At 76.1% G+C, this 14,349-nt stretch carries 1 protein-coding gene; it reads right to left on the bottom strand.

Annotated features, from left to right (window positions below; all coding sequences use genetic code 11):
• Positions 1–42: 42 nt before the first annotated feature.
• Entirely contained in the window at positions 43–14,313 is a 14,271-nt protein-coding gene (locus ACH4T9_RS28070; protein ID WP_396674134.1) for a type I polyketide synthase, read from the bottom strand.
• Positions 14,314–14,349: the final 36 nt, after the last annotated feature.

The following is a 14,349-nucleotide window of genomic DNA, read 5'->3' as shown; positions in this document are numbered from 1 at the left end:
GCGCACCCCTTGTGTTGACCCGTCGACGCAGCAGCAATCACGTCAGGACACCCCCAGCTCCCGGTCGATGAAGTCGAAGACCTCGTCCGGCGTGGCGTCCTGGAGCTTCTCGGTGACGGTGTCCCCGCCGCCGCCCGCCGGAGCGTCGTCCTCGTTGAGGGAGGCGAGCAGCGCCCGCAGCCGCTCGGTGATCCGAATCCGGGCGCTACGGTCCGGCGCCGAGCCGGTGAGCGCCGCTTCCAACCTGTCCAGTTCGCCGAAGACCGGCGCGACACCGACCACCCCGCCGTCGACGATCGCCGCCCGGACGTACTCGGCGAGCCCGGCGGCGGTCGGGTAGTCGAAGACCACCGTGGCGGGCAGCCGGACGCCGGTCGTCGCGGACAACCGGTTGCGCAGCTCCACCGCGGTCAGCGAGTCGAAGCCGAGCTCCCGGAAGGCCCGGTCCGGCTCGACGGCGTCCATCGAGGCGTGCCCGAGCACGGCGGCGGCCTGGCCGCGTACCAGTTCCAGCAGGGTCTTGCGCCGCTCGGCGTCGGTCTGCCCGGCGAGCAGGGCGGCCAGCGACTCGGGGGACGCCCCGGAGTCGTCGGCCCGCTCGGTGACGGCCCGCTGCGCCTCGGCGACGCCCCTGAGCAGTGGGCTGGGCCGGACGGCGACGAACCCCGGCACGTACCGGGCCCAGTCGATGGCGGCGACCAGCGTGGCCGGTTCGCGCCGCGCCACGCACCGCTCCAGCGCGGCGAGGGCGGGCGCGGTGTCGAGGCGGGCCACGCCCGTGCGGCGGCGACGTTCCTCCACGGCCGGGTCGGCGGCGGCCATCCCGCCGGCCGCCCAGGGGCCCCAGGCGATCGAGGTGGCCGGCAGCCCCTGCCGGTGCCGCTGCTCGGCGAGGGCGTCGAGGTACGCGTTCGCGGCGGCGTAGCTGCCCTGGCCGGCGGCGCCGAGCTGGCCCGCCATCGCGGAGAACAGCACGAACGTGCGCAGGTCCCGGCCGACGGTCAGCTCGTGCAGGTGCAGCGCGCCGAGCACCTTGGGCCGCAGCACGGTGGCGATCCGGTCGGCGGTGAGGCCGTCCAGGACCCCGTCGTCGAGGACGCCCGCCGCGTGCACGACGCCGGTCAGCGGCGCGTCGGCGGGCACGTCGTCGAGCAGCTTCGCCAGTGCCGCCCGGTCGGCCACGTCGCAGGCCGCGACGGTGACCCGGGTGCCCGCGTCGGTCAGCTCCCGGGCCAGCTCGGCGGCGCCCGGCGCGTCCGCGCCCCGGCGGCTGACCAGCAGCAGGTGCTCGGCGCCCCGGGCGGCCAGCCAGCGGGCCACCTCCGCGCCGAGCGCGCCGGTGCCGCCGGTGACCAGCGTGGTGCCCGGGTGGTCGGGCGCGTCGGCGGCGGGGGCTCCGGCGGGGGCCCGGACCAGCCGGCGGACGAGGACGGTGGCCCCGTCGAGCGCGAGCTGGTCCTCGCCGTCGAGGCCGGCGAGGGCGGCGCAGAGCAGGTCCCAGCCGTGGTCGTCGAGGGTGGCCGGCACGTCGACCAGGCCGCCCCAGCGCTCGGGGTGTTCCAGGGCGACGGCCCGGCCGAGGCCCCAGAGCAGCGACTGCTCCGGCCGGTCGACGGTCCCGCCCCGGGTGGCGCCGGCGGCGCCCCGGGTGACGCACCACAGCGGCGCGGACACGTCGAGGTCGCCGAGGGCCTGGATCAGGGCCAGCGAGCGGGCGAGGAACGGCGGCACCGGCTGGGTGTCGTCGACCGCGCCGTCGGCGAGGGCGAGCAGCGACAGGACACCGTGCGCCGGGGCGGTGTCCCCGTCGGTGGTGCGGGTGGCGGCGGTCAGGTGCTCGGCGACGGCGGCCCGGTCGGCCAGCCGCTCGGGCAGCAGCACCAGCCGGGCGTCGGCGCCCCGGCGGGTCAGCTCGGCGACCGCCGTCTCGCCGTCGGCAGCGTGCCGCTCGTCGGCGACGACCCACCAGGCGCCGGGAACGAAACTGACGGGCGTCCCGGTGTACGGCTGCCAGACGCTGCGGTAGCGCCAGTCGTCGAGGGTGGAGCGTTCCCGCTGCTGCCGCCGCCAGGAGGCGAGCACCGGCAGGGCCGCGCCCAGCCGTTCGAGGGATTCGGCGGCGCTCTGCGCGGTGAGTTCCGCGAGCGCGGGGAGATCCTCCCGCTCGACGGCGGCCCAGAACGCGGAGTCGACGCCGTTGGGCGCGTCGTCCTGACCGGGCTGCCCGGCGATGGCGGTCGGCCAGAACCGGTCCCGGTCGAAGGCGTAGGTGGGCAGCGGCACCACGTCGGTCTCCGCGAGCACGTTCGTCAGGTCGACGGACAGGCCGATGGCATGCGCGGTCGCCAGGTTCGTCAGCAACCGGGTCGCGTCGTCGTCACCCCGACGCAGGCTGCCCAGGGTGTGCCCAGCCGTGCCGGCGTCGTCCAGGATCGCCGTCACCGGCATCGTCAACACCGGATGCGGACTGATCTCCACGAACGTGGAGTGCCCCGCCGCGATCGCCACCCGCACGGCGGCGTCGAACTGCACCGTCCGCCGCAGGTTGTCGTACCAGTACTGCGCGCCCATGGAGGTCGGATCGACCCAGTCCCCGGTCAACGTCGACACCAACCGGACGTCACCAGCCTGCGGGTTCACATCGGCCAAGTCCGCGCGCAACTGCTCCGCGACGTCCTGCACCGACGCCGAATGCGACGCGTAGTCCACCGGAATCAACCGGGCCCGGATGCCGTCATCGGTACACGCCTGCACAAGGTCCGCCACCGGCTGCGGCGGACCGGAGACGACCACCGTCCCGGGCCCGTTGACCGCCGCCACCCCGACCCCCGGGAAGCCCGGCAGCCGCTCGGCGACCGCCTGCGCGGACAGGTCCACCGACGCCATCGCCCCCGTACCCCGCAACACCGCCAGAGCACGCGAACGCAGAGCAACCGTCCTTGCCGCGTCGTCCAGGGACAGGATCCCCGCCACACACGCCGCACCGATCTCACCCTGCGAGTGACCGATCACCGCCTGCGGGGTGACGCCCACTTGCCGCCACACCGCCGCCAGGGCGACGCCGACGGCCCACAGCACCGGCTGCACCACCTCGACCCGGTCCAACCACGACTCGTCCCCACCGGTCAGGACCGAGACGAGATCCACATCGAGGTACGGGGCCAGGGCGCGCTGGCACTCCGCCAACCGCGCGTCGAACACCGGCGTTTGGCCGACCAGACCCGCCGCCATCCGCGCCGACTGCGCACCCTGACCCGGGAACACGAACACCGGACCCGCGCCGTGCGACGCGGCCACACCCGTGACGGCCGTCCCCGCAGGCGTACCCGCGCCCAGGGCGTCCAGGCCGGACAGCAACTCCTCGACGCTCGAACCGACGACCGTCGCCCGGTGGTCGAACGTCGACCGGGTCGTGGCCAGGGACCACGCCACTCCGGCCGGCTCGACGCCGTCGTGCTCCCGGACGTACCGGGCCAGGCGGGCGGCCTGGCCGGCGAGGGCGGCCCTGGACCGGGCCGACACCGGCCACACTGTCACGCCCGAGGCGACCAGCCCCGGAGCACTCGTGGGAACGGCGACCGGCCCGACCGGCTCGTCATCGGGCAGCTCGATGATCACGTGCGCGTTGGTGCCGGAGATGCCGAACGACGACACCGCCGCCCGCCGCGTCCGGCCCGTCTCGGGCCACGGCGTGGCCTCGGTCGCCAACTCCACCGCGCCCGACGTCCAGTCGATGTGCGGGGAGGGCTCGTCGACGTGCAGGGTCGCCGGGACGACACCCTCCTGCATGGCCAGCACCATCTTGATCACGCCGGCCACCCCGGCCGCCGCCTGGGTGTGGCCGATGTTCGACTTCACCGAGCCCAGCAGCAGCGGCTCGTCCCGGCCCTGTCCGTAGGTGGCCAGCAGCGCCTGCGCCTCGATCGGGTCGCCCAGCGTCGTGCCGGTGCCGTGCGCCTCCACCACGTCCACGTCCGCCGTGGACAGCCCCGCCGACGCGAGGGCCTGCCGAATCACCCGCTGCTGCGAGGGACCGTTCGGCGCCGTCAGCCCATTGCTGGCACCGTCCTGGTTGACCGCGCTCCCCCGCACGATCGCCAGGACCCGGTGCCCGTTCCGCCGCGCGTCGGACAGCCGCTCCACCAGCAGCACACCGACGCCCTCACCCCAGCCCGTGCCGTCCGCGCCCGCCGCGAACGCCTTGCACCGCCCATCGGCGGCCAGCCCCCGCTGCCGCGAGAACTCCACGAACAACCCCGGCGTGGCCATCACCGTCACACCACCCGCGAACGCCAGGTCACACTCGCCGCGCCGCAGGGCCTGCACCGCCAGGTGCAACGCCACGAGGGACGACGAACACGCCGTGTCCACCGACACCGCCGGCCCCTCCAACCCCAACGCATACGCCACCCGACCCGACACCACACTCGCCGCATTCCCCGTCCCCGCGAACCCCTCCACCTCATCCGCAGAAACCATCAACAGGGCCCCATAGTCCTGACCATTCGTCCCCACGAACACCCCTGTTCGCGAACCCCGCAACCCCCCCGGATCAACCCCTGCCCGCTCCACCACCTCCCACGACGCCTCCAACAACAACCGCTGCTGCGGATCCATCGCCAACGCCTCACGAGGCGAGATGCCGAAGAAGGCCGCATCGAAGTCCGCCACCTCGTACAGGAAGGCGCCGCTGCGGACGTAGGAGGTGCCGGTGGAATAGGGGTCGGGGTCGTACAGGCGCTCGACGTCCCAGCCCCGGTCGCCGGGCAGGTCGGAGACGGCGTCCCGGCCGGCGTGCAGCATCTGCCAGAACCGCTCCGGGTCGGTGGCGCCGCCGGGGAACCGGCAGGACATGGCGACGATCGCCACCGGCTCGTCGTCGCTGAGCGTCACGGTGGCGGTCTCCGCCGGAGCCTCGGCCCCACCACCCAGTTCCTCGTGCAGGTGCCGGGCGAGCGCGGTGGCGGTGGGGTAGTCGAAGACCAGGGTCACCGGCAGGCGCAGCCCGGTGGCGGTGGCGAGCCGGTTGCGCAGCTCCACGGCGGTCACCGAGTCGAAGCCGAGGTCCCGGAACGCGTGGTGCGGGTCGACGGCCTGGCCGCCGTCGTACTTGAGGACGGTGGCGGCCTGGTCGCGGACCAGGTCGAGCAGCGCCTGCTGGCGCTCGGCGGCGCTCAGCCGGGTGAACGCCCCGGCCGGGCCGGTCTCCTCCGCCTCCTTCGCCTCGACGAGGCCCTTGGTGGCCTGGAGCTGCTGCGCCTCGGGGATCTCGGCGATCAGCGGCCCGGGCCGGGTGGCGGTGAACGCGACGTAGAACCGGTCCCACGCGATGTTGGAGATGGTCAGGAAGGTCTCGTCGTGCTCGACTGCCTGGTGCAGCGCGGCGACGGCTAGCCGGGGATGCATCTCGGGCGCGCCGTGGCGGTGCAGCATCCGACCGAAGTCGCCCTCGGCCATGCCGCCGCCGCCCCACGCGCCCCAGCCGATGGAGGTGGCGGGAAGGCCGAGGCCGCGCCGGTGCTCGGCGAGGGCGTTGAGGAACGCATTGCCGGGGGCGTAGTTGCCGACGCCGGAGCTGCCGACGGTCCCGGCCATCGAGGAGAACAGGATGAACGCGTCGAGGTCGAGGTCGCGGGTCAGCTCGTGCAGGTTGAGCGCGGCGTTGACCTTGGCGCTCAGCGCGTAGTCGACCTGTTCCAGGGTGAGCGAGTTGATCACGGAGTCGTCGAGGACGGCGGCGGTGTGCACGACGGTGGTCAGTGGGTGCTCGGCGGGCACGTCGGCGATGACGGCGGCGAGCGCGTCGCGGTCGGCGGCGTCGCAGGCGGCCACGGTGACCCGGGCGCCCAGGCCGACCAGCTCGGCCTCCAGCTCGGCGATCCCCTCGGCCTGCCGGCCGCGCCGGCTGAGCAGCACCAGGTGGGACGCGCCGTTGGCGGCGAGCCAGCGGGCCATGTGCCCGCCGAGGGCGCCGGTGCCGCCGGTGACCAGGGCGGTGCCGGAGGGCCGCCAGGTCCGGGTGGCGGGGGCGTCGCCGAGCGGGGCGCGCAGCAGCCGTCGGCCGAACGCGCCGACCCGGCGCAGGGCCACCTGGTCCTCGCCGTCGCCGCCGGTGAGGACGCGGACCAGCCGCCGACCGGCGGCGTCGTCCAGCTCGTCGGGGAGGTCGACGAGGCCGCCCCAGCGGTCGGGGTGTTCCAGGGCGGCAACCCGGCCGAAGCCCCAGGCGAGCTGCTGCACGGGGTGCGGCAGCGGGTCGGCGGGGTCGGTGGAGACGGCTCCGCAGGTGAGCGTCCACAGCGGGGCGCGGATGCCGGCGTCGCCGAGGGCCTGGGTCAGGGTGACCGTGCCGGCGAAGCCGACCGGCGCGGACGGGTGCGCCGGGGCGGGCGTCTCGTCGAGCGCGAGCAGCGACACGATCCCGGCGACCGGTCCCGCCGCTGCGAGGTCGCGCAGCCGTTCGGCGAGGGTGGCGCGGTCCGTCCGCTCGGCGTCCAGGGTCAGGGGTACGACGGTCCCGCCGCGCCGGTCGAGGGCGTCCCGGCAGAACGCGGCCTGCGCCGCGTCGGCGTCGTCGGGCCCGGTGACCAGCCACCAGGTGCCGGTGGCGGTGGGCTCGCCGGGCCCGTCGGCGGCGACGGGCAGCCAGGCGTCGCGGTACCGCCAGGAGTCCACCATGGCCTGGTCGCGGTGCCGGCGACGCCAGGCGGCGAGGGCGGGCAGCACGTCGGCGACGGCCGCCTCGGGCACGGCCTCGGTCGCGTCGGCGGCGAGTTCGGCGGTGAGGGCGCTCAGGTCCTCGGCCTCGACCGCGGCCCAGAACCGGGCGTCGACCTCGTCGACCTCGACCGGGCCGGCGGCCGGGGCGGACGCCGGGGCCGGCTGCGGCCAGTAGAGCTGCCGCTGGAAGGGGTACGTGGGCAGGTCGCGGCGGTGCGCGGCGAGCCCGGCGAACGCGGGCCGCCAGTCGACGGTCGTACCCCCGGTGTAGACCTCGGCCGCGGCGCGGAGGAACCGGCCGAGGCCGCCCTCGTTGCGGCGCAGCGTGCCGGTGACGGTGACCGCGCCCGGGTCGGCGGCGGCCAGCTCGACGCTCTCCTGCACGGCCATGGTGAGCACCGGGTGGGCGCTCACCTCGATGAAGGTCTGGTAGCCGGCGGCGACGAGGCTGCGCACGGCGTCGTCGAAGCGGACGGTCTGCCGCAGGTTGCGGTACCAGTAGTCGGCGTCGAGGCCGGCGGTGTCGAGCCAGTCGCCGGTGACGGTGGACCGGAACCGGATCTCGCTGGTGCGCGGGGTCAGCCCGGCGAGCAGTTCCCGGAGCTGGTCGCGCAGCGGCTCGACGTGGGCGGAGTGCGAGGCGTAGTCGACGGGGATCCGGCGGACCCGCACCTCGCGGGCCTCGTAGTGGGCGACCAGCTCGTCGAGGGCGGCGCTGTCGCCGGAGACGACGACGGAGGTGGGCCCGTTGACGGCGGCGAGGGCGATCCGGCCGTCCCAGCGGGCGATGGCGCCGGTGGCCTCGTCGGCGGTGGTGGCGACGGAGACCATCCCGCCGTCCCCGGCGATGCCGGCGATGATCCGGCTGCGCAGGGCGACCACGGCCGCCGCGTCGTCGAGGGTGAGGGCGCCGGCGACGTGCGCGGCGGCGATCTCGCCCTGCGAGTGCCCGACCACGGCGGTCGGGCGGACCCCGTACGACTCCCAGAGCGCGGCGAGGGAGACGCCGACCGCGAACAGGGTGGGCTGGACGACGTCGACCCGGTCCAGGGAGGGGGCGTCGGGCGCGCCGCGCACCACGTCGGTCGGCGACCAGTCGACGTACGGACGCAGTGCCTCGGCGCAGGCGGCGAACTTCTCGGCGAAGACTCCGGCGGTGTCGAGCAGCTCGGCGGCCATGCCGACCCACTGGGAGCCCTGGCCGGGGAAGACGAAGGCGACCTCGCCCGGCGTGCCGGCTCCCCGGGTGACGGTCTCCGGGGCGGTCCGCCCGTCGGCGAGCGCGCCCAGCGCGGTGGTCAGGCCGTCCCGGTCGGCGGCGAAGACGACGGCCCGGTGGTCCTGGGCGGCCCGGGTGTCCACCAGCGACCAGCCGACGTCGGCGAGCGCGGCGTCGTCGACAGTGCCGAGGTGGGCGGTCAGGTCGCGGGCGCGGGCGGCGAGGGCGGCGGGGGTGCGCCCGGACAGCACCCAGGGCAGCTCCCCGGTCGGCCCGTCGGCGGTCGGGGCGGGCTCCTCGGCGGGGGCCTGTTCGAGGATGGTGTGCACGTTGGTGCCGCTGATGCCGAACGAGGAGATCCCGGCGCGGCGGACGCCGTCGGCCGGCTCCCAGGGACGGGCGGCGGTGAGCAGCTCGACGCTGCCGGCGGACCAGTCGACGTGCGGGGTGGGCTCGTCGACGTGCAGGGTGGGGGGCAGCACCCCGTGCCGCATGGCGAGCACCATCTTGATCACCCCGGCGACGCCGGCGGCGGCCTGGGTGTGGCCGATGTTCGACTTGATCGAGCCGAGCCAGAGCGGCCGGTCGGCGGGGCGGTCGTGGCCGTACGTGGCGATGAGCGCCTGCGCCTCGATCGGGTCACCGAGGGTGGTGCCGGTGCCGTGCGCCTCGACGGCGTCGACCTGGTCGGCGGTGAGCCGGGCGTTGGCCAGGGCCTGCCGGATGACCCGCTGCTGGGCGGGGCCGTTGGGGGCGGTGAGCCCGTTGGACGCGCCGTCCTGGTTGACGGCGCTGCCCCGCACGATGGCGAGGACCGGGTTGCCGTCGCGGCGGGCGTCGGAGAGCCGCTGCAGGACCAGCAGGCCGACGCCCTCGCCCCAGCCGGTGCCATCGGCGGCCCCGGCGAACGGCTTGCACCGGCCGTCGGCGGCCAGCCCGCGCTGCCGGGAGAAGCCGACGAAGATGCCGGGGGTGGCCATCACGGTGGCGCCGCCGGCCAGGGCCAGGTCGCACTCCCCCGCCTGGAGGGCCTGCGCGGCGAGGTGCATGGCGACCAGCGACGACGAGCAGGCGGTGTCGACGGTGACGGCGGGGCCGTGCAGCCCGAAGGAGTACGCCAAACGGCCGGAGATGACGCTGGCGGAGGTGCCGGTGGCGAGGTAGTTCTCGTCGACGCCCCCGGCGGCCATCAGCAGCGAGCCGTAGTCCTGGCCGTTGGTGCCGACGTACACGCCGGTGCGGCTGCCGCGCAGCGCGGTCGGGTCGATCCGGGCCCGCTCGAACGCCTCCCAGGTGGTCTCCAGCAGCAGCCGCTGCTGCGGGTCCATGGCCAGGGCCTCGCGGGGGCTGATGCCGAAGAAGGCGGGGTCGAACTCGCCGGCCCCGGCGACGAAGCCGCCCTCGCGGACGTAGCTGGTGCCGAGGTGTTCGGGGTCGGGGTGGTACAGCTCGGCGACGTTCCAGCCGCGCTCGCCGGGCATCAGGGTCATCGCGTCGGTGCCGCCGGAGACCAGGTCCCACAGCTGCTCGGGCGAGGACACCCCGCCGGGGAAGCGGCAGCTCATCGCGACGATGGCGATCGGCTCGCGGTGCAGGTCGGTGCCGTCGGCGACCACCTCGCCGGGCGTGTGGCCGGCGGTGCGGTCGTGCAGGTGGGCGGCCAGCTCGGCGACGGTCGGGTGGTCGAAGACGAGGGTGGCGGGCAGGGCCGTGCCCGTCTCGGCGGTGAGCCGGTTGCGCAGCTCCACGGCGGTGAGCGAGTCGAAGCCGAGGTCGCGGAAGGTGCGGTCGGGCAGGGGCTGGCCGGCCGGGTAGCCGAGCACCACGGCGGCCTGGGTGCGGACCAGCTCGGTGAGCTGCGGCAGGGACCGGCCGACGACCACGGCGCGGACGGGGCCGGCGGGCGCGGCGGGCACCCCGGGCAGGGCGGCGATCAGCGGGGTGGCCCGGCCCCAGGCGGCGGCGAGGCGTCCCCAGTCGACGTCGGCGACGGTGAGGGCCGGCTCGGCGGCGTTGACGAGGCGGCCGAGTGCGGTGACCGCCTCGGCGGCGGGCAGCGGGTTGACGCCGCCCCGGGTGAGCCGGGCGGTCAGCGCGGCGGTGGCCGCGGCCATCCCGTCGGAGGCCCAGGCGCCCCAGGCGAGCGCGGTGGCGGGCAGCCCCTGGCCGCGTCGCCAGGCCGCGAACGCGTCGAGGTAGGCGTTGGCCGCCGCGTAGTTGCCCTGGCCGGCGCTGCCGACGACCCCGGCGAGGGAGGAGAAGAGCACGAACGCGTCGAGGTCCCGGCCGGCGGTGGCCTCGTGCAGCACCCGGGCGGCGCGGACCTTGCCGTCGAGGACGGTCTGCATCCGGGCCGGGTCGAGGCCGTCGAGGACGCCGTCGTCGACGACCCCGGCGGTGTGCACGACGGCGGTGAGGTCCGGCAGGCCGCCGACCAGCGCGGTGACGGCGTCGGCATCGGTGACGTCGCAGGCGACGATCCGGGCGGCGCCCAGCTCGGCCAGCTCCCCGGTCAGCTCGGCGGCGCCGGGGGCGTCGGGGCCGCGCCGGGAGGCGAGGACCACCTCGGCCGCCCCGTTGGCGAGCAGCCACCGGGCGGTGTGCCGGCCCAGCGCGCCGGTGCCGCCGGTGACCAGCACCGTGCCCGACGGCCGCCAGCCCGGCCCGGCGGGCGGGACGGCGGGCACGAGCCGGCGGCCGAAGGTGCCCTGCGGGCGGATCGCCACCTGGTCGTGGCCGGCGTCGGCGAGGACGGCGAGCAGCGCGTCCCCGGTGGCCCGGTCGAGGCGGTCGGCGGTCCCGCCGCTCGGGTCGACCCCACCGGGCCGGGTGCCGTCGGCAGGCCGGGTCGGGCGGGCGGGTAGGTCGATCAGGCCGCCCCAGCGATCGGGCTGCTCCAGGGCGACGACCCGGCCGAGCCCCCAGGCCGCGGCCGACGCCGGGTCGGTGACCTGCTCGCCTCCGCCGACGGACACCGCGCCCCGGGTGACGCACCAGAGCCGGCCGGGCAGGCCGGTGTCGGCGAGGGCCTGGACGAGGGCGAGCAGCAGCGCGGTGCCGGCCGGCACGGCGGGGGCGTCCGGCAGGCCCGTGTCCCCCTCGGGCAGCACGCACACCACCCCGGCCCACCCCGACTCGCCGTACTGCCGCAGCGCCTCGCCCAACTCTCCACGACCAACCCCAACGGGCACCACGAGCCGGTCAACGCGCGCCCCCGCGCCCCCAAGCACGCCTGCGACCCCCGCCCCCTCCACGCGATCTTGCACTTCGGGCCCCGACGAAGGCCGCGTAACGTCCGTATCGGGGGCCGCAACTGCAAGATCGGCGGGGGTGGCGGTGATGATCAGCCAGCGGGTTGTCAGGGCCGGGGCCCGGGTGGGGCGGACGGGGTGCCAGTCGGTGCGGTACGACCAGGCGTTCAGGGCGGCGTCGCGGAGGCGGGCCTTGCGCCAGGACGACAGGACCGGCACGGCCGGGGCCAGGGCCTCGACGGCGGACGGGTCGTCCTGCACGGCGAGGTGGGACGCCACGGCGGGCAGGTCGCCGCGTTCCACGGCCGCCCAGAAGTCGCCCTCGGTGCCGTCGGCCGGCCCCGCCTGGCCGGCGGCGGGGGCGAACTCGGGCCAGTAGCGCTGGTGCTGGAACGCGTACGTGGGCAGGTCGACCCGGGTCGCGCCGGTGTCGGCGAACCACGGCTGCCAGGTGACGGGGACGCCGTGGACGTGCAGCTCGCCGAGGGCGGCGAGCAGGCCGGCGGCCTCGGGCCGGTCGGCGCGCTGGGCGGCGACGGCGAGGACGCCGGTGTCGCCGGACAGCGCGTCGGCGGTCATCGCGGTGAGCACGCTGCGCGGCCCGACCTCCAGGAACGTGTCCACGCCGGCGGCGCGTAGCGCGGTCACCCCGTCGGCGTACCGGACGGCCTCCCGGACGTGCCGCACCCAGTGGTCGGCCGTGCGGATCTCGTCGGGGTCGGCGAGCGCGCCGGTCAGGTTCGACACCACCGGCAGCAGCGGGGCGGCGAACGTCAGCTTGTCGAGCACCGCCCGGAACCGGGCCAGCATCGGCTCCATGAGCGGGCTGTGGAAGGCGTGGCTGACGGCGAGCCGGCGGGTGCGGGCACCCCGGTCCCGCCAGGTCCGCTCGACCTCGTCGAGGGCGTCGACGTCGCCGGACACCACGACCGAGGCCGGCCCGTTGACGGCGGCGATCCCGACCCGGTCGGTCAGCCCGTCCAGCGTCGGCAGGACGTCGGCCTCCGGCGCGGCGACGGCGAGCATCCCGCCGCCGGCCGGCAGGGCCTGCATCAGCCGGCCCCGGGCGGCGACCAGCGCGCAGGCGTGTTCGAGGGAGAGCACCCCGGCCACGTGGGCGGCCGTGATCTCGCCGATCGAGTGGCCGCCGACGAAGTCCGGCGCGATCCCGAACGACTCCACGAGCCGGAACAGGGCCAGCTCGACGGCGAACAGGCCGGCCTGGGTGAACACGGTCTGGTCCAGCAGGGCAGCCTCGGGGGTGCCGTCGGCGGCGAACAGCGCCTCCCGCAGGGGGCGCGGCAGGGCCCGGTCCAGGTGCCCGCACGCCTCGTCCAGGGCGGCGGCGAACACGGGGAAGGTCTCGTACAGCTCCCGGCCCATGCCGGCGCGCTGCGCGCCCTGGCCGGAGAAGAGGACCGCGAGCTGGCCGCGGGTCGAGCCCGTACCGGTGAGCACGGTGCCGGCCGGCGAGCCGGCGGCGAGGGCCCGCAGCCCGGCGAGCAGGTCGTCCCGGCCGGTGGCGGCGACGACGGCGCGGGTGTCCAGGGGGGACCGGGAGGCGACCGACGAGTGGGCGACGTCGAGGGGACGAAGGTCGGCGTCGGCGTCGAGCCACACCGCCCAGCGGCCGGCCTGCGCGGCGAGCGCGGCCTCCGACCGGGCCGACAGCAGCACCGGTACGACCGGACGGCCGGCCGTCGGGGCCGGGGCGTCCTCGCCCGCCTCCGGGGCGGGGGCCTGCTCGACGATGGTGTGCGCGTTGGTGCCGGACACCCCGAACGACGACACGGCCGCCCGGCGGGGCCGGTCCACGGCCGGCCACGGGGTCGCCTCGGTGGCGAGGCTGACGGCCCCGGCGGTCCAGTCGATGTGCGGGGACGGCTGGTCGACGTGCAGGGTCGGCGGGACGATCCCGTGCCGGATGGCCAGCACCATCTTGATCAGCCCGGCGACGCCGGCGGCGGCCTGGGTGTGGCCGATGTTCGACTTGACCGAGCCGAGCAGCAGCGGCGCGGCGTCGCCCCGGTCCTGCCCGTACGTGGCCAGCAGCGCCTGCGCCTCGATCGGGTCGCCGAGCCGGGTGCCGGTGCCATGCGCCTCGACGACGTCGACCTGCTCGGGGGTGAGCCGGGCGTTGGCCAGGGCCTGCCGGATGACGCGCACCTGGGAGGGGCCGTGCGGGGCGCTCAGCCCGTTGGACGCGCCGTCCTGGTTGACGGCGCTGCCCCGGACCACGGCGAGGACCGGGTACCCGTGGCGTTGGGCGTCGGAGAGGCGGGCGAGCAGCAGCATGCCGATGCCCTCGGACCAGGAGGTGCCGTCCGCGCCGGCGGCGAACGCCTTGCACCGGCCGTCGGCGGCGAGGCCACGCTGCCGGGAGAAGCCGACGAAGACCGCCGGGGTGGGCATGACCGTCACGCCGCCGGCGAGGGCCAGCTCGCAGTCGCCGTTGCGCAGCGCCTGCGCGGCGAGGTGCACGGCGACCAGCGACGACGAGCAGGCGGTGTCGACGGTGACCGCCGGCCCTTCCAGGCCGAGGGTGTACGCGACCCGGCCGGAGATGACACTGGTGGCGTTGCCGGTGAGCAGGTGCCCCTCGCCGTTCTCGGCCTGGGCCTGGGCCATCATCCCGTCGTAGCCGTGCGACGCGGCCCCGACGAACACGCCGGTGCGGCTGCCCCGCACCGCCGGCAGCGGCAGCCCGGCCCGCTCGAACGCCTCCCAGGACGTCTCCAGCAGCAGCCGCTGCTGCGGGTCCATGGCGACGGCCTCGCGGGGCGAGATGCCGAACACGTCGGCGTCGAAGTCGGCGGCGTCGTAGACGAAGCCGCCCTCGGACACGTAGCTGGTGCCCGGGTGGTCGGGGTCGGGGTGGAACAGCCGGTCGAGGTCCCAGCCCCGGTCGGCGGGGAACGGGCCGATGCCGTCCCCGCCGTCGCGGACGAGGTCCCAGAGCTGCTCCGGTGAGGAGACACCGCCGGGGTAGCGGCAGCTCATCGCCACGATGGCGATGGGCTCCTGCGCCCGGTCCTCCAGCTCGCGCAGCCGCCGCCGGGTGCGCCGCAGCTCCGAGGTCGTACGCTTCAGGTACTCGACGTACTTCTCGTCCTCGTTGCTCACCGTGGACCCACCTCACTCGGCATGCCGTGGTCGTTG

This window comes from Micromonospora sp. NPDC020750 (genome assembly GCF_044334565.1).
In the GTDB taxonomy this organism is placed as follows: Bacteria; Actinomycetota; Actinomycetes; order Mycobacteriales; family Micromonosporaceae; genus Micromonospora.
This window is presented reverse-complemented; position numbering and strand designations above follow the sequence as displayed.